Source organism: Amycolatopsis japonica, assembly GCF_000732925.1.
GTDB classification, from domain to species: domain Bacteria; phylum Actinomycetota; class Actinomycetes; order Mycobacteriales; family Pseudonocardiaceae; genus Amycolatopsis; species Amycolatopsis japonica.
Genome location: NZ_CP008953.1, coordinates 3,561,641 through 3,578,371 on the forward strand (window position 1 = coordinate 3,561,641; position 16,731 = coordinate 3,578,371).

Annotated in this window: 13 protein-coding genes; 8 read left to right on the forward strand and 5 right to left on the reverse strand. The window is 68.3% G+C overall.

The genetic code is table 11. The features are described 5' to 3' along the window. Positions 1–26: 26 nt before the first annotated feature. Complete coding sequence (locus AJAP_RS16700) at positions 27–1,181, reverse strand: epoxide hydrolase family protein (RefSeq protein WP_038512600.1); 1,155 nt, start codon at positions 1,179–1,181, stop codon at positions 27–29. 109 nt (positions 1,182–1,290) lie between these two features. On the opposite strand from AJAP_RS16700, the gene AJAP_RS16705 reads away from it, so the two are divergent. Together AJAP_RS16705 and fdhD are read left to right on the forward strand one after the other, a co-directional pair. Next, on the forward strand, positions 1,291–2,622 hold the full coding sequence (locus AJAP_RS16705; RefSeq protein ID WP_038512603.1) for an OFA family MFS transporter: 1,332 nt from the start codon (positions 1,291–1,293) through the stop codon (positions 2,620–2,622). Next, the gene (gene fdhD / locus AJAP_RS16710; protein ID WP_084098196.1) at positions 2,622–3,455 is read left to right on the forward strand and encodes a formate dehydrogenase accessory sulfurtransferase FdhD; all 834 of its coding nucleotides are present in this window, start codon (positions 2,622–2,624) and stop codon (positions 3,453–3,455) included. Before AJAP_RS16705 ends, fdhD begins: the two co-directional genes overlap by 1 nt. Here fdhD and AJAP_RS16715 read toward each other — a convergent pair. Genes AJAP_RS16715 through sucC form a run of 3 tightly spaced genes read right to left on the reverse strand, consistent with a single transcriptional unit; the run spans position 3,452 to position 5,977 of the window. Further along, positions 3,452–3,937 carry a beta-class carbonic anhydrase gene (locus AJAP_RS16715; RefSeq protein WP_038512605.1) on the reverse strand — a complete coding sequence of 162 codons (486 nt, stop codon included), beginning with the start codon at positions 3,935–3,937 and terminating at the stop codon, positions 3,452–3,454. The two genes, fdhD and AJAP_RS16715, sit on opposite strands and share 4 nt — an antisense overlap. Further along, positions 3,934–4,812 carry a succinate--CoA ligase subunit alpha gene (gene sucD / locus AJAP_RS16720; RefSeq protein ID WP_038512609.1) on the reverse strand — a complete coding sequence of 293 codons (879 nt, stop codon included), beginning with the start codon at positions 4,810–4,812 and terminating at the stop codon, positions 3,934–3,936. Before sucD ends, AJAP_RS16715 begins: the two co-directional genes overlap by 4 nt. Position 4,813: 1 nt before the next feature. Continuing rightward, positions 4,814–5,977, reverse strand: a complete 1,164-nt coding sequence (gene sucC / locus AJAP_RS16725) for an ADP-forming succinate--CoA ligase subunit beta (protein ID WP_038512612.1) — start codon at positions 5,975–5,977, stop codon at positions 4,814–4,816. 232 nt (positions 5,978–6,209) lie between these two features. Between sucC and AJAP_RS16730 the strand changes: the two genes are divergently transcribed. From AJAP_RS16730 to AJAP_RS16745, 4 genes are read left to right on the forward strand one after another with little or no spacing between them, the layout of a single operon-like run. Beyond that, complete coding sequence (locus tag AJAP_RS16730) at positions 6,210–7,949, forward strand: thiamine pyrophosphate-binding protein (RefSeq protein WP_202965569.1); 1,740 nt, start codon at positions 6,210–6,212, stop codon at positions 7,947–7,949. A 16-nt stretch (positions 7,950–7,965) separates the two neighbouring features. Next, positions 7,966–9,195: a formyl-CoA transferase gene (frc, locus tag AJAP_RS16735; protein ID WP_038512615.1), complete on the forward strand. Its 1,230-nt coding sequence runs from the start codon at positions 7,966–7,968 to the stop codon at positions 9,193–9,195. A gap of 9 nt (positions 9,196–9,204) precedes the next feature. Beyond that, positions 9,205–11,334 (forward strand): acetate--CoA ligase family protein, encoded by a 2,130-nt coding sequence (locus AJAP_RS16740; RefSeq protein ID WP_038512617.1) that lies wholly within the window; start codon positions 9,205–9,207, stop codon positions 11,332–11,334. Positions 11,335–11,360: 26 nt separating this feature from the next. Next, positions 11,361–12,749 (forward strand): OFA family MFS transporter, encoded by a 1,389-nt coding sequence (locus AJAP_RS16745; protein WP_038512620.1) that lies wholly within the window; start codon positions 11,361–11,363, stop codon positions 12,747–12,749. Here the strand turns inward: AJAP_RS16745 and AJAP_RS16750 are convergent. Continuing rightward, positions 12,746–13,474: a GntR family transcriptional regulator gene (locus AJAP_RS16750; RefSeq protein WP_038512623.1), complete on the reverse strand. Its 729-nt coding sequence runs from the start codon at positions 13,472–13,474 to the stop codon at positions 12,746–12,748. The two genes, AJAP_RS16745 and AJAP_RS16750, sit on opposite strands and share 4 nt — an antisense overlap. Positions 13,475–13,804: 330 nt before the next feature. Here AJAP_RS16750 and AJAP_RS16755 point away from each other — a divergent pair, with 330 nt between their 5' ends. Then, positions 13,805–14,797: a 2-dehydropantoate 2-reductase gene (locus tag AJAP_RS16755; RefSeq protein WP_038512626.1), complete on the forward strand. Its 993-nt coding sequence runs from the start codon at positions 13,805–13,807 to the stop codon at positions 14,795–14,797. Positions 14,798–14,811: 14 nt separating this feature from the next. Further along, positions 14,812–16,731 carry a molybdopterin oxidoreductase family protein gene (locus tag AJAP_RS16760; RefSeq protein ID WP_038512629.1) on the forward strand — a complete coding sequence of 640 codons (1,920 nt, stop codon included), beginning with the start codon at positions 14,812–14,814 and terminating at the stop codon, positions 16,729–16,731.

Genomic DNA, 16,731 nt, shown 5'->3' on the forward strand with positions numbered 1-16,731 from the left:
GCCTGACACGGTGTCACAGTCAACGGTCACCGCACGAGCCGGAAGAACGAACGCACCTCCTCGGTGAAGACGCCGGGCTGCTCGAACGCCCCGAAGTGGCCGCCCCGGTCCGGTTCGTTCCAGTACCGGATGTCTGTGAACCGGCGTTCGGCCCACCGGCGGGACGGACGCGGGATCTCGCGCGGGAAGACCGAACAGCCCGTCGGCACGGCGATCGTGTCCACAGTGGATTCGGAGAACCAGCCCGACACCTCGGCGAAACTCTCCCAGTACAGGCGGGCGGACGAGGCGCCGGTGCCGGTCAGCCAGTACAGCGTGATGTCGTCGAGCATCGCGTCCCGGCTCAGCGCGTTCTCCGGATGGCCGTCGCAATCGGTCCACGCCTGGAACTTCTCGACGATCCACGCGCACAACGCGACCGGCGAGTCGGCCAGGGCGTAACCGATCGTCTGCGGCCTCGTCGCCTGCTGGATCGCGTAACCAGAACCGTCCGCCTTGGCGCCTTCGAGGTCGTCGAGCGATTTCCGTTCCGACTCGGTCAGTTCGCCGAACGTCGCCGGATCCGGCGCGGCCAGCGGCGGGGAGAGGTGGATTCCCGCCAGCCGCTCGGGCGCCTTCCGCCCCATGAGCGTGGTGATGCTGGTGCCCCAATCGCCACCCTGGGCGCCGAAGCGCTCGTAGCCCAGACCGTCCATGAGGTGGATCCACGCGTCGGCGATGCGCTGGATCGACCAGCCGGCGCGGGCGGGTTTGTCGCTGAAGCCGTACCCGGGCAGCGACGGGACGACGACGTGGAAGGCGTCCGCCGCGTCCCCGCCGTGGGCGACCGGATCGGTGAGCGGGCCGAGCACGTCGAGGAACTCGAAGACCGAACCCGGCCAGCCATGGGTGAGGATCAGCGGCAGCGCGCCGGGATGCGGGGAGCGGACGTGCAGGTAGTGGATGCCGAGCCCGTCGATCTCGGCTCGGAACTGGGGGAACGCGTTGAGTCTGGACTCCGCGGCTCGCCAGTCGTACGAATCGGCCCAGTACGAGCACAATTCGCGCAGGTAAGCGGCGGGAACGCCTTGTGACCAGTCGTCGACGGTCTCCTCCTCGGGCCAGCGGGCGCGACGGAGCCGGCCGCGGAGGTCTTCGAGATCGGCCTCCGGGATCCGGGCTCGGAAGGGCGTGGTGTCCATGACGGCCGACGCTAACGAGGGGGTCCGACAATTCGTGGACTTCCGGCGGGGCGAGTGCTATAACCAAACTACATACTGTATACAATCTGCCGTGAGCGGGGTGGGACCCATGCCCGATCCTCGAATTCTGCGAGACCACTACGGCCGCCGGTATCGCGTCGGCGAAAGCGACGTGGACCTGCTCGGCAAGCCGCGGTCGTGGATGTCGTGGCTGAGCTGGACCGCGATGTTCGCCGCCGGGATCCAGCAGTACGGCTTCGGTGTCGTCGCGCCGGTCCTGATGGCCACCTACGGATGGACGTTCCCGGAAGTGGTCGTGTCCTTCGCGCTCTGGACGGTGTGCCAGGCGTGCGTGGTGTATCCGGTCGCCAGGCTGCGTGAGCGCGGGATGTTCCCGCCCGCGGTGGCGGTGATCATCGGCGGGGTGCTCTGTTCCACCGGCATGTTCACCTTGGGGCACGCGAGCACTCTGCTCACGATGTTCATCGGCTACTCGGTGCTCGGCGGGATCGGGACAGGCGTCGTCTACGCGACCTGCGTCGGCACGGTGATGAACTGGTTCCCCGATCGCGTCCCGGCCAGGGTCGGCGCCGTCAGCGGGGCTTTCGCCTATGGGAGCGTGGTTTTCGTGCTGGCCGGGGGTTTCTGGCTGACGGAGGCCACTCGGCGGCCGCTCCTGGACGTCGTCGCGGTGGCCGTGCTGATGATGATCGCGAGCACCGCGGTGCTGCTGCGTGATCCGCCGCCCCGATGGTGGCCGGAACACCCGGATCCGCGCGTGTGGGCGGCCGACAAGGTGCGCAATCGCGGCGTCGCGGTCAACCGGCCCGCCCTGCGCGAGTACCGGCCGTCGGAGGTGCTCCGGTGCCCGACCGCGGTGGCGATGTACCTCATCGTCGTGCTGGCCGCCGCGGTCCTGCTCTTCGACGTCGCTTATCTCGCGACGTTCGTCGCGGCGCAAGGAGGCGGGCCGGTACTGGCCGCCGTCGCGCTCGCGGTGCTCGCCGGGGTGACCGGCGCCGGACGGGTCCTGCTCGGCGGACTCTCCGACCGGCTCGGCCGCCGCCGGATCCTGCGCCTGGCCTTGGCCACGGGCGGGATCGCCCAGTTCGTCCTGCTCTACGCGGGCCACAACGCCGTGGGGCTTGTCGCCGGTGCCGCGTTGGCGGGGCTCGGCAACGGGAGTTGCTACTCGCTGCTGGTGTCCCTGGTCCGCGACTACTTCGGCGAGGAGTCCGCGCTGCAGAACTTCGGGGTGCTGTACTCCGCCAAAGCCGTCGGGGCACTGCTCGGAGTCGGCCTCGCCGCGTTCGTCGTGTCCACCCACGGCTATCTCGGCGCGTTCGCCGTCGCGGGCGCGCTGAGCGTTCTCGGTGCTCTGCTCGGCGGACGGCTTTCCCAGCCGGGACGGCCGAAATCACTGCTGCCCGCGATCCGCTGATGGGTCGGGTGACGAGCAGGCGGCGGGTGGTCCGCGTCGTGGAGGGCGTGCCCGGTGCCCGACCGGACACGCTGACCGTCGAAGAACCGCTGGAGATCCGCGTCGGCGGCAAACCCTTGACGATCACGATGCGCACTCCCGGTCACGACTTCGATCTCGCGGCCGGTTTCCTGGTGGGCGAAGGGGTTTCACGGTCGAGCGATGACATCCGGTCGATCCGGTACTGCGCGGGCGCGACGGCCGACGGGTCCAACACCTACAACGTGCTGGACGTCGTCCTCGCCGACGGCGTCGCTCCACCCGACGCCTCCTTGGAGCGCAACTTCTACACCACGTCGTCGTGTGGACTCTGCGGCAAGGCGAGCCTCGATGCCGTGCGGACGACCGCGACCTGGCCGGTGGACGGCGACGCTCTGGTGATCTCACCGTCCACAGTGGCCGAACTGCCGGATCGACTCCGCGCCGCGCAACTGGTCTTCGACCGCACCGGCGGGCTCCACGCGGCGGGTCTGTTCAGCGCGACCGGGGAGCTGCTGTGCCTGCGGGAAGACGTCGGCAGGCACAACGCCGTCGACAAGGTGGTCGGCTGGGCGGCACGCCAGGGGAGGCTCCCGCTGTCCGGGACGGTGCTGATGGTCAGCGGACGGGCGTCGTTCGAGCTGGTGCAGAAGGCGGTCATGGCCGGGATCCCGGTGCTGGCGGCGGTTTCCGCGCCGTCGTCGCTGGCCGTGGACCTCGCCGCGGAGATGGGCCTGACGTTGGTGGGGTTCCTGCGGGGCACGTCGATGAACGTCTACAGCCGCCCGGATCGCCTCGGCTTGTCCATCGCCTAGGAAACTTCGGAGAGCTTCCCCGTCCGCTCGTCGTACACGAACCCGCGTACCGACGCGGTGTGGAGCAGGAACGGCGACGTCCGAAGCCGTGCGATGCACTGCCGGACGTCCTGAGCGGAGTCGGTGAACGTCTCCGCCGCCCACGGCGGCCGGATCCCCGTGCTCGCCTCGATCTGGCGGGCGAAATCGGTGTCGGTGAACATCCGCATCCCGCAGTCGTGATGGTGGATGAGCACGATCTCGCGGGTGCCGAGCAGACGCTGGCTCACGGTCAGGGACCGGATCGCGTCCTCGGTCACCGCGCCGCCCGCGTTCCGGATGACGTGTGCCTCGCCCTCGCGGAGCCCGAGCAGCCGGTACACGCTGATCCGCGCGTCCATGCAGGCCACGACGGCGATCCGCCGCCGCGGCCGCCTCGTTGCGTCGCCCACGGTTTCCTTGTAGGCGCGCGCGTTCACCAGCAGCGCGTCGATCTCGCTCACCGGAGGAGGGTTTCCCGGACGATCGCCGCGGTCTCGCTCGGCGTGCGGCCGACCTGGATCCCGGCCGCCTCCAGCGCCTTCTTCTTCGCTTCGGCCGTTCCGCCGGTCCCGGACACGATCGCGCCGGCGTGTCCCATCGTCTTGCCCGCCGGCGCGGTGAATCCGGCGATGTAGCCGACGACGGGTTTGCTCACCCTCGCCCGGATGTACTCGGCGGCCCGTTCCTCGGCGTCGCCGCCGATCTCGCCGATGAGCACGATCACGTCGGTCTCGGAGTCCTTTTCGAACGCCTCGACGACGTCGATGTGCGTGGTGCCGATGATCGGGTCGCCGCCGATGCCGACGCAGGTCGAAAACCCGTGTTCGCGCAGTTCGTGCATCAACTGATAGGTCAGCGTGCCGGATTTCGAGACCAGCCCGATCCTGCCGGGTTTCGTGATCCCGTCCGGGATGATGCCGGCGTTGGACCGGCCGGGGCTGATCACACCCGGGCAGTTCGGCCCGATCACCCGTGTCGGGCTTTCCTTCGCGTGTGCCCAGAAAGCGGCCGCGTCGTGCACCGGAACCCCTTCGGTGATGACGACCGCCATCCCGACGCAGGCGTCGACGGCCTCGATGACGGCGTCCTTCACCGCGGGCGGCGGGACGAAGAGCACCGAGACGTCCGCGCCGGTCGCCGCGACGGCCTCGGCGGTACTGCCGAACACCGGCAGAGCGCGCCCGGAGAGCAGGACGTCCTGTCCGGCTTTGCGCGGGTTGATCCCGCCGACGACGTTCGTACCCGCGGCCAGCATGCGCGCGGTGTGCTTGCGCCCTTCGGCGCCGGTCATGCCCGCGACGACGACCTTGCTGTGCTCGTCGAGGAAGATCGCCATCTCACGCCTCCGGTTCCGCGGCCGCCAGTTTCGCCACCGCGGAAGCGGCGTCGTCCATCGTGTCCACCAGGGTCACCAGGGGATGCGCTGCCTCGACGAGGATCCGCCTGCCTTCGGCGACGTTGTTGCCGTCGAGCCGCACCACGAGCGGTTTGGCCGCGCGGTCGCCTAGCAGGGCGAGCGCGCGGACGATCCCGGCGGCGACGGCGTCGCAAGCGGTGATCCCGCCGAAGACGTTGACGAAGACGCTGCGCACCTGTTCGTCGTCCAGGATGACGCCGAGCCCGGCCGCCATGATCTCGGCCGACGCGCCGCCGCCGATGTCGAGGAAGTTCGCGGGCCCTCGGGCGCCCGCTTCCGCCGCGGCCGCGGCCACGACGTCCAAAGTGGACATCACCAGGCCGGCGCCGTTGCCGATCACGCCGATGTCGCCGTCCAGTTTGACGTAGTTGAGCCCGGCCTCCCTGGCCCTGCGTTCGAGCGGGTTCTCGTCCGGCGAATCGACGAACCCGGCGTGGGACGGCTGCCGGAACGCGGCGTTGGCGTCGAGGGTGACCTTCCCGTCGACCGCGACGACCGTCCCGTCCGTGGTCAGCACGAGCGGGTTGACCTCGACGAGCGTGGCGTCTTCCTCGGTGAAGACCGTCCACAGTGCACACACCGCGTCCGCGGCGGCGGTGGGCAGCCCGGCGGCTTTGACGATCCGGTTCGCCAGGGCGGTGTCCACACCGGTCAGCGGATCGACGGGGATCCGGGCCAGCGCCCCGGGTTTCGTGGCCGCGACCGTCTCGATGTCCATCCCGCCTTCGGCCGACGCCATCGCGAGGAAGGTCCGGGCGGCCCGGTCGAGCAGGAAGGAGAGGTAGTACTCCTCGGCGATCGCGCTGGCTTCGGTGACGAGCACCTGGTGGACGAGGTGTCCCGTGATGTCCATGCCGAGGATGTCCTCGGCGGCCTGTTCGGCGTCGTCGGGGGAGTGGACGACTTTCACACCGCCGGCTTTACCGCGTCCGCCGGTCTTCACCTGTGCCTTGACCACGACGGATCCACCCAGTTCGGCGGCGACCGCCCTCGCGGATTCCGGTGTGGTGGCGACCTTTCCCCGGGGGACCGGGACGCCGTGCCGCTCGAAGAGATCCCGTGCCTCGTGCTCGAAAAGGTCCACGTGAAGTCCTTTCTCCGCGGAAGAGGACGAGCCCCGGGGGCGGCCGGGAAAACCTGCTTGCGGCCCTGGACACCGGAGCGTTCGAAGAGTAACTATATGCCTACCTCATACGGTATGCAATCTACAGTCTGCCGCGACCAGGGGCTTCGAGCAGGGGCGGGCGGACGGAGCAGATCCGGAAACGAGCGCACGGATCAGAGAGGTCCGGCGTGCGAGAAAGAGGAGTTGAACGATGGCGCCAACGACCGGCACCGCTGCGGGGGACACCGCGACGAAGGCCACCACCAACGGTTCCGAACCCGCCCCGGACCTGATCTCCGGCGGCCACCTGGTGGCCAAGGCGCTCAAGGCGGAGGGCGTCGACACGATCTTCACGTTGTGCGGCGGGCACATCATCGACATCTACGACGGCTGCGTCGACGAGGGCATCGAAGTCATCGACGTCCGGCACGAGCAGGTCGCGGCGCACGCGGCCGACGGCTACGCGCGGATCACCGGCCGTCCCGGCTGCGCGGTCGTCACCGCGGGGCCGGGGACCACGGACGCCGTCACCGGTGTCGCGAACGCGCTGCGCGCCGAGAGCCCCATGCTGCTCATCGGCGGGCAAGGAGCGCTGACGCAGCACAAGATGGGCTCACTGCAGGATCTCCCGCACGTCGACATGATGGCGCCGATCACCAAGTTCTCCGCGACCGTCCCGCATACCGCGCGGGTCGCGGATCTGGTCTCGATGGCGTTCCGCGAGTGCTACCACGGCGCGCCCGGTCCGTCCTTTTTGGAGATTCCCAGGGACGTCCTCGACGCGAAGGTCCCGGTGGACAAGGCGCGGATCCCCACCGAGGGCCGCTACCGGGCGTCCACCCGGAACGCCGGCGACCCGGCCGACATCGAGAAACTCGCGGACCTGCTGGTCCACGCGAAGAAGCCGGCCATCCTGCTCGGCAGCCAGGTGTGGACGACCCGTGCCACCGGACCGGCGACCGAGCTGGTGCACGGGCTGAACATCCCGGCGTACATGAACGGCGCCGGCCGCGGCACGCTGCCGCCCGGCGATCCGCACCACTTCCAGCTCTCGCGCCGGTACGCCTTCGACAACGCCGACGTGATCGTCATCGTCGGCACGCCGTTCGACTTCCGGATGGGCTACGGCAAACGGCTCTCGCCGGACGCGACCGTCGTGCAGATCGACCTCGACTACCGCACCGTCGGGAAGAACCGGGACGTCGACCTCGGCATCGTCGGCGACGCGGGTCAAGTGCTGGCCGCGGTCGCGGAGGCGGCCACCGGGCGAGTCGACAACGGTGCCGTCGCGCGCAAGGTCTGGTTGGAAGAACTGCAGGACGTGGAGGCGAAGGCGAAACAGAAGCGCCTGCCGCTGCAGCATTCCGACGCGAGCCCGATCCACCCGTACCGGCTGGTGCACGAGATCAACGAATTCCTCACCGAGGATTCGCTCTACATCGGCGACGGCGGCGACATCGTGACGTTCTCCGGCCAGGTCGTCCAGCCGAAGTCGCCGGGACATTGGATGGACCCCGGGCCGCTCGGCACACTCGGCGTCGGGATCCCGTTCGTCCTCGCCGCGAAGCACGCGCGGCCGGAGAAGGAGGTCGTCGCCCTCTTCGGCGACGGCGCGTTCAGCCTGACCGGCTGGGACTTCGAAACCTTGGTGCGTTTCAACCTGCCGTTCGTCGGCATCGTCGGCAACAACTCCTCGATGAACCAGATCCGGTACGGCCAGGCGGCGAAGTACGGCCTCGGCCGGGAACGTGTCGGCAACACACTCGGCGACGTCCCCTACGACGAATTCGCCCGGATGCTCGGCGGGCACGGCGAGGCCGTGCGCGACCCCGCAGACATCGGCCCGGCGCTGCTGCGGGCCCGCGAGTCCGGAAAGCCTTCGCTGATCAACGTTTGGATCGACCCGGACGTGTACGCGCCCGGAACCATGAACCAGACCATGTACAAGTAGCCGGGAGGGATCACCGATGGGAAAGGCACTCGACGGCGTCCGCGTCCTCGACATGACGCATGTCCAATCAGGACCCTCGTCCACGCAGATCCTGGCCTGGCTCGGCGCGGACGTGATCAAACTGGAGACCCCCGGCCGCGGCGACATCACCCGCGGCCAGCTCCGGGACCTGCCCGGGGTGGACAGCCTCTACTTCACGATGCTCAACGCCAACAAACGCAGCATCACCCTGAACATGAAGAGCGAGCAGGGAAAGCAGGTCTTCGACCAGCTCGTGTCCAGTGTGGACGTCCTGGTGGAGAACTTCGGGCCCGGCGTGGTCGACCGGTTCGGCTACCCGTGGGAACGGCTGGCGGAGCTGAACCCGCGGCTGATCTACGCCTCGATCAAGGGCTTCGGGCCCGGCCGGTACGCGGACTTCAAGGCCTACGAGGTCATCGCGCAGGCGATGGGCGGCGCGATGAGCACCACCGGCTTCGAGGACGGCCCGCCGACCGCGACCGGCGCGCAGATCGGGGACTCGGGCACGGGGATCCACCTGGTCGCCGCGATCCTGGCCGCGCTCTACCAGCGGACGAACACCGGTCGCGGGCAGCGGGTCCAGGTCGCGATGCAGGACGCCGTGCTGAACCTCTGCCGGGTCAAGCTCCGTGACCAGCAACGGCTCGCGCACGGCCCGCTCAACGAGTATCCGAACGACGTCTTCGGCGACGAGGTCCCGCGTTCGGGCAACGCGTCCGGTGGTGGTCAGCCGGGCTGGGCGGTGAAATGCGCGCCGGGCGGACCGAACGACTACATCTACGTGATCATCCAGCCGGTCGGCTGGCAGCCGATCACCCGGCTGATCGGCAAACCCGAACTGGCCGAGGATCCGGACTGGGCCACCCCGGAGGCGCGTCTGTCCAAATTGGACAAGGCATTCTCGATGATCGAGGAGTGGACCGAGAAGCACACCAAATGGGAGGTGATGGAGGCGCTCAACGCCCACAACATCCCCTGCGGTCCGATCCTGTCCACCAGGGAGCTCGCCGAGGACGCCACCTTGGCCGAGCTCGGCTCGGTCGTCGAAGTCGACCATCCCGAACGCGGTGCCTTCAAGACCGTGGGCTGCCCGCTGAAACTGTCGGATTCGCCGGTCGAGGTCGAACGCTCGCCGCTGCTCGGCGAGCACAACGCCGAGGTCTTCGGCGAACTCGGCTACGGCGCGGACGACCTGGACCGGCTGCGCGCGGCCGGCGTGATCTGAGGAGAACGCATGGCAGACAAAGAGATCGTCGAGAAGATCCTCGAGAAGGTCGCCGCCGAGGGGCGAACCTCGCTCACCGCGCCGGAAGGCCGCCAGGTGTGCGAGGCCTACGGGATCCCGACCCCGGCGGAACGGCTGGCCACCACCGCAGAGGAGGCCGTCGCACAGGCGGAGGAGATCGGCCTCCCCGTGGTACTGAAGATCGTGTCACCGGACATCCTCCACAAGACGGAGGCCGGTGGGGTGCTGGTCGGCCTCGCGACCGCCGACGCGGTGGCGGACGGCTTCCGGACCATCGTCGCCAACGCCGAGGCGTACGACGCCGACGCCGAGATCACCGGCGTGCAGGTGCAGCGGATGCTCAGCAGCGGCCAGGAGGTGATCGTCGGCGCCACCACCGACACCACCTTCGGCAAGATCGTCGCCTTCGGCCTCGGCGGAGTGCTGGTCGAGGTGCTCAAGGACGTCACGTTCCGGCTCGCTCCGCTCGACCGTGACGAGGCGTTCTCGATGATCGACGGCATCGCGGCCGCGGAGATCCTGCGCGGCGTCCGCGGTGCGGAGCCGGTGAGCCGGGACGCGCTGGCCGACGTGCTCACGCGCGTCGGCACCTTGGTCACCGACTTCCCGCAACTGGCCGAGGTCGACCTCAACCCGGTGCTGGCCACACCCGACGGCGCCACCGCGGTGGACGTCCGGATCCTGGTGGATCCCGAAGCGGCGCGCGAGCCCATGAGGTTCAGCCAGGAGGAGATCCTGGCGTCGATGACCCGGATCATGAAGCCGGCGTCGATCGCCGTCATCGGCGCGTCGGCCGAGGCGGGCAAGATCGGCAACTCGGTGATGAAGAACCTCGTCAACGGCGGGTTCGCGGGGGAGATCCATCCCATCAACCCCAAGGCCGCCGAGATCCTCGACCGCAAGGCCTATCCGAGCATTTCCGACGTTCCGGGCGACGTCGACGTCGCGGTGTTCGCCATCCCCGCCAAATTCGTCCCCGCCGCGCTGGAGGAAGCGGGCCGCAAAGGGGTGGCCGGGGCGATCCTGATCCCGTCCGGATTCGGCGAGACCGGCAACATCGAACTCCAGGACCAGGTCGTCGCGATCGCGCGCGAGCACGGCGTCCGGATCCTCGGCCCCAACATCTACGGCTACTACTACACACCGGAGAACCTTTCGGCGACGTTCTGCACGCCGTACGACGTCAAGGGCGGTGTCGCGCTCTCCTCGCAGAGCGGCGGCATCGGGATGGCCATCCTCGGCTTCAGCCGGTCGGCGAAAATGGGCGTGTCGTCGATAGTCGGAGTCGGCAACAAAGCCGATATCGACGAGGACGATCTGCTCACCTTCTTCGAACACGATGAAAACACCGACCTGATCGCCATGCATCTCGAAGATCTGAAAGACGGGCGATCGTTCGCGGAAACGGCGAAACGGGTTTCGGTGCGGAAACCGGTCGTCGTCCTCAAAGCGGGCCGCACTTCCCAAGGCGCGAAAGCGGCGAGCTCGCACACCGGCGCGCTGGCGGGGGACGACAAGGTCTACGACGACATCCTGCGCCAAAGCGGGGTCATCCGGGCGCCCGGCCTCAACGATCTTCTCGAATACGCGCGCGGCATTCCGTTGCTGCCGACGCCGAAAGGTGAGAACGTCGTGATCATCACCGGCGCGGGCGGCTCCGGTGTCCTGCTCTCGGATGCCTGTGTGGACAACGGGCTGAATCTCATGGAGATCCCGCCCGATCTCGACGCGTCGTTCCGGGAATTCATCCCGCCGTTCGGCGCCGCGGGCAACCCGGTGGATATAACCGGCGGCGAACCACCTACCACCTACCGGAACACGATCGCGCTCGGTTTGGCGGACGAGCGAATCCATGCCTTGATCCTCGGCTATTGGCATACTATCGTCACCCCGCCGATGATCTTCGCGGAACTGGTTTCGGAAGTCGTTTCCGAATATCGGGCGAAGGGGATCCACAAGCCCGTCGTCGCCTCGCTGGCAGGCGATGTCGAGGTCGAACAGGCCAGCAGTTTTCTGTACGAGCACGGTGTCGTCGCCTATCCCTACACGACGGAGAAACCGGTGGCCGTGCTCGGTGCGAAGTATCGCTGGGCACGTTCCGCGGGACTGCTCGGCTGATTCCGGAACCAAACCGACCAAGGAGAATGACAGTGACGTCATCGACCGCGGCTCAACCACCCGGAGCGTACAAGGAAGTAATCGATTCGAACGGCCGGATCTATCGCGTCGGCGAAACCGATCGCGACATCATGGGCCGTCCACGATGGACGATGGTGATCCTGCCGTGGGTCGCCATGATGGCCATCAGTTCGTCGGAATACGCGTTCACGTCGGCGGAGGAGACGCTGTCGGCCGCACACGGCTGGCACGGCGCCACCATCTTCTGGCTGCTCGGGGTCTGGGTGTTCTTCCAGGCGATCGTCGCCTTCCCGGCGGGGAAGATGCGGGAGAACGGGACCTTGCCCGCCAAGGCGGCGATGCTGCTGGGTGCGGTGGGCACCCTGCTCGCGTACCTTTCGCTCGCCTACGCGCCCAGCGAGATCTGGGCGTATCTGGGCTTCGGGTTCTTCGGCGGTGGCGGGGCCGGGCTGGTGTACGCGACCTGCGTCAACATGGTGGGGAAGTGGTATCCGGAGCGCCGGGGCGGCAAGACGGGCTTCGTCAACGGCGGTTTCGCCTACGGTTCGGTGCCGTTCATCTTCCTCTTCACCTCCTATATGGACCTTTCCAACTTCTCGGGTGTCCTGCTCGTGGTCGGCCTCTTCCTGGCGGCGGTGGTCGGGGTGAGCGGCTTCTACTTCCAGGATCCGCCGAAGAACTGGTGGCCCGCGCACGTCGATCCGCTGAAAGTGTCCGACGATCCCCGTGTCCGCCGTTCCCTGCAGAAGAATCCGCCGGCGGTGAAGCAGTACACGCCGAAGGAGGCGCTCAGGACCGGCATGCTGCCGCTGATGTGGTTCTGCCTGCTGTGCACGGCCGGGGTGAACATCTTCGGCATCGCGATGCAGGTCCCGTTCGGCAACGAGATGGGTTTCGCGGGCGGCATCGTCGCGCTGGCGATGAGCCTGAAGGCGATCATCAACGGTACCGGCCGCGGCGTGATCGGCTGGATCTCCGACCGCTACGGGCGGCGTCAGACCCTGTTCATGGTCTGCGTGGTGCTCGGCCTCGCGCAGGTCGCGGTGTACCTGTCCGGCTCGATCGGCAGCATGCCGCTGTTCCTGCTGGCCTCGATGGTCTCCGGCTTCGGCGGCGGCGCGATCTTCCCGCTGTTCGCGGCGATGACGGCGGACTTCTACGGCGAGAACAACAACGCCAGCAACTACGGCCTGGTCTACAGTTCGAAGCTGATCTCGGGCCTGGTCGGCTCCGGCGTCGGCGCGATGGTCGTGGTGGCCTGGGGTTACGGCGGCGCGTTCTTCCTCGCGGGCGGGACGAGTCTGCTCGCGGCCGCGCTCAGTCTGTTCCTCCGGCAGCCGGGGCGTTCGCGGACGCGGACGCCGAGGCGTGAGCAGGAACTGAATCCCGCTTAGTCCTCTTTCGGGCGTTCGTGGAAGGCCTGCCGGGTGCGCTCGGTGTGCTGGTTCATGATCCGTTCGGCGGCGACGGGGTCACCGGCGGCGATGGCCTTGATCAGGTCCTCGTGTTCCTGCCACGCGTCGTGGCTGCGAGGACGGGCGATCGGGGTGTAGTACCAGCGGACGCGGCGGTCGACCATGCCGATCATCTCGGCGAGGACGGCGTTGCCGGACAGTTCGGTGATGAACGCGTGGAGCGCGGCGTTGGCCGCGACGAGGCCTTCGGTGTCGTCGGCGGCCAACGCCTCCAGCCCGGTCTTCTGCAGTTCCCACAAGCGTTCGACGTCTTCGCCGCCGGCCCTGTCGGCGGCGAGCCGGGCGGAGTGCGCCTCCAGCACGGTGCGCACGCTGAGCAGTTGATCGGCTTCCTCGTCGGTGGGCATGTGTACGAAGGCGCCCTGCGCGGGACGGAGGTCGACCCAGCCCTCGCTCTGCAGACGCTGCAACGCCTCGCGGACCGGCTGCCTGCTGACGCCCAGGTACTCGGCGAGGTCCGCCTCGACCAGGTGCTGGCCGGGTTCGAGGGTCCGGTTGATGATCAGCTCCGCGAGTGCGTCGTAGACGACCTGGCGCAGGGGAGCGGGCCGCTCGACGCGTTTGGCCGTCGCCGGGTCGAGCGTGCCCTTGGCGCGGCGACCGGTGGGGCCGCGGTCGGGCAGGGGCGAAACGGGCTGGCTCACAGGACCTCCGGATGACTCGTCCGGTTCAGGATACAGGTTTTGGTATGCAAAATCCCGACATTCCCCGCTCCACTCCGCATTTCGTCCTCTAAATGCGGGCCTCCTACACGGAACACGCGTGCTTGAAGACCGAACTCGCGTGATTGGAGGCGGAACACGCGCGAGACCGAGTCTTCCGTCCCCAATCACGCGTGATGCGCCTGGAAGCACGCGAGTTCCGGCTTGAGGCAGCCCGCATTCAGAGGACGAAATGCGGGAAGGGGCGTGACATGCCGACCATCTACAGGATACTGTATGCAATCTGGTCTTCGGCTGAGCGGGAGGCACGTCATGAAGGTCGCTGTTCTGGGCGCGGGGGCGATCGGCGCGTACGCCGGCGCCGCGCTCCACCGAGGCGGGGCGGAGGTCCACCTCATCGCGAGACGGGCGCACGGCGAAGCGATGCGCGCGCACGGCGTGCGGGTGCTCAGCCCGCGCGGGAACTTCACCGTCCACCCGCACGTCACCGACGATCCGGCGAAAGTCGGCCCCGTCGACTTCGTCTTCCTCGGCCTGAAGGCGAATTCGTACGCCTCCTGCGGCCCGCTGATCGCGCCGTTGCTGGGTAAGGACACCGCGATCGTGGCCGCGCAGAACGGGATCCCGTGGTGGTACTTCCACGGTCTGGCCGGACATCCGCTGGAGAACCGCCGCATCGAGACGGTCGACCCCGGGGGCGCGGTGAGCGAGGTCCTCGAACTGCGCCGCGCGATCGGCTGCGTCGTCTACTGCTCGACGGTGATCGAGGAACCGGGCGTGATCCGGCATCTCGAAGGGACCCGCTTCGCTTTGGGAGAGCCGAAAGGCGGCGTCACGTCCCGATGTGCGGCTCTCGCCGACGCGATGATCGCCGGTGGGCTGAAGGCGCCCGTCGAACTCGACCTGCGCGACGAGATCTGGGTCAAGCTCATGGGCAACGTCGCCTTCAACCCGCTCAGCGCGCTGACCAGGGCGACCATGGTCCAAATGTGCGAGCATCCGGACACCCGCGAGCTCGTCGCCGCGATGATGAACGAGACCCTCGCGATCGCCCGTGCCGCGGGCAGCGATCCCCAGGTTTCGGTCGAGAAACGCATCAACGGCGCCTGGCGCGTCGGCCACCACAAGACGTCGATGCTGCAGGACCTCGAAGCGGGCAAGCCGCTGGAGATCGACGCGATCATCGGCGCCGTCGTCGAGCTCGCGGAGCTGACCGGCGTGCCCGCTCCCGCGCTGCGCCACGTCCACGCCGCGATCGGCCTGCTCGGGCAGACCGCGAACGCCGTTCCCGTCGGAGCGCACTGAATCGGAGGAACCCGATGAAGCGCAAGAACACCGAGCCGTACGTCCGGCTCACCCGGCCGCTGGTCCGCGATTCGGGCGAGCTGCGCCCGGCGAGCTGGGAAGAGGCGCTGGAGCGCGCCGCCGCCGGGTTCCGGCGGACGCTCGACACCAAGGGACCCGAAGCCTTCGGCATGTTCTCCTGTGCCAGGGCGACCAACGAGATGAACTACGTCGCGCAGAAGTTCACGCGTGCGGTGATCGGCACCAACAACGTCGACTCGTGCAACCGCACCTGCCACGCGCCGAGTGTCGCCGGGCTGGCGCGCGTGTTCGACAGCGGCGGCGGGACGTCGTCGTATCAGGAGATCGAGGACGCCGACGTCATCGTCGTCTGGGGCGGCAACCCCCGCGAAGCCCACCCGATCTTCTTCCAGCACGTGCTCAAGGCCGTCCACCGCGGCGCGAAACTGTTCGTGATCGACCCGCGCCGGACCAGCACCGCGAGCTGGGCGCACCGGCGGCTCCAGTTGTACGTCGGCACGGACATCCCGCTGGCTCACGCGATCGCCCGCGAGATCATCCACTCCGGACTGGCCAATACCGCCTTCATCGAACGGGCCACCGAAGGTTTCGCCGAGTTCGCGGCCTCCGTCGAGCCGTGGACGCTCGAAGCCGCCGAGGAGACGACCGGCGTCCCGGCCGAGCTGATCCGCGAACTCGCGCACACCTACGCCCGCGCCGACCGCGGTCAGCTGTCGTGGACGCTCGGGATCACCGAGCACCACAACGGCACCGACAACGTCCTGTCCCTGATCAATCTCGCGCTGCTGGCCGGCCACGTCGGCCGGTACGGCGCGGGGCTCAACCCGTTGCGCGGGCAGAACAACGTCCAGGGCGGCGGCGACATGGGCGCCATCCCGGACCGGATGCCGGGATTCCAGAACATCCTCGACGCGGACGTCCGGGCGAAATTCGACGCCGCTTGGGGTTCGAACATCCCGCCGCACAAGGGACTCAACCTCACGCAGATGCTCGACGCGATGGAACGCGGCGACCTGACCTGCGTGTACATCATCGGGGAGAACCCGGTCCAGTCGGAAGCGGACTGCGAGCACACGATCAAACGTCTGTCCAATGTGGAGCATCTGGTGGTGCAGGACATCTTCCTCACCAAGACGGCTCAGCTGGCGGATGTCGTGCTGCCCGCTTCGGCCGCGTGGTGCGAATCGGACGGCACCTTCACCAACAGCGAACGCCGGGTCCAGCGAGTCCGCAAGGCGCTCGAACCGCCGGAGGGCGCGCGCGACGACATCCAGTTGCTGTGCGAACTCGCCCGCCGGCTCGGCCACGACTGGAACTACCAGGGCGGCGAGGACGTCTGGAACGAACTCCGGACGTTGTCGCCGATGCACGCCGGGATGAGCTACGCACGTCTGGAGGAACTCGGCGGCATCCAGTGGCCCTGTTACCGGGAGGACGAGCTCGAACCGACGTTCCTGCATGGCAGGCTCTGGGAGGAGGATCCCGCGAAACGCGGCCGACCGGCACCGTTCACCGTGATCGCCCACAGCCCGCCGGTGGATCTGCTCACCGAGGACTTCCCGATCCGGCTGACCACCGGACGGCGGCTGGACTCCTACAACACCGGCGTCCAATCCGGCGGGTTCCCCTCGCCGCTGCGCCGAGGGGAGACCCTCGACCTGTGTCCGGCGGACGCGGTGCGGCTCGGGGTCGTCGAGGACGAGGTCGTGCGGATCTCGTCCCGGCGCGGCGAGATCGAGGCACCGGTCCGGATCGACGAGGGGCTGCGTCCGGGCCTGGCGTTCATGACCTTCCACTTCCCGGACGAGATCGACGTCAACGTCATCACCATCGAGGCGACCTGTCCGGTCGCGGGCACGGCCGAGTACAAGGCCGCCGCGATCCGGGTCGAGAAGCTGCCCGTCACCGTGTGA

What these genes read in the sequence shown, in the direction of transcription:
- AJAP_RS16760 (WP_038512629.1), top strand. Translation starts at nt 14,812, where the DNA reads ATGAAGCGCAAGAACACCGAGCCGTACGTCCGGCTCACCCGGCCGCTG.
- AJAP_RS16700 (WP_038512600.1), bottom strand. Translation starts at nt 1,181, where the DNA reads ATGGACACCACGCCCTTCCGAGCCCGGATCCCGGAGGCCGATCTCGAA.
- AJAP_RS16755 (WP_038512626.1), top strand. Translation starts at nt 13,805, where the DNA reads ATGAAGGTCGCTGTTCTGGGCGCGGGGGCGATCGGCGCGTACGCCGGC.
- AJAP_RS16745 (WP_038512620.1), top strand. Translation starts at nt 11,361, where the DNA reads ATGACAGTGACGTCATCGACCGCGGCTCAACCACCCGGAGCGTACAAG.
- AJAP_RS16730 (WP_202965569.1), top strand. Translation starts at nt 6,210, where the DNA reads ATGGCGCCAACGACCGGCACCGCTGCGGGGGACACCGCGACGAAGGCC.
- sucD (WP_038512609.1), bottom strand. Translation starts at nt 4,812, where the DNA reads ATGGCGATCTTCCTCGACGAGCACAGCAAGGTCGTCGTCGCGGGCATG.
- AJAP_RS16740 (WP_038512617.1), top strand. Translation starts at nt 9,205, where the DNA reads ATGGCAGACAAAGAGATCGTCGAGAAGATCCTCGAGAAGGTCGCCGCC.
- fdhD (WP_084098196.1), top strand. Translation starts at nt 2,622, where the DNA reads ATGGGTCGGGTGACGAGCAGGCGGCGGGTGGTCCGCGTCGTGGAGGGC.
- frc (WP_038512615.1), top strand. Translation starts at nt 7,966, where the DNA reads ATGGGAAAGGCACTCGACGGCGTCCGCGTCCTCGACATGACGCATGTC.
- AJAP_RS16705 (WP_038512603.1), top strand. Translation starts at nt 1,291, where the DNA reads ATGCCCGATCCTCGAATTCTGCGAGACCACTACGGCCGCCGGTATCGC.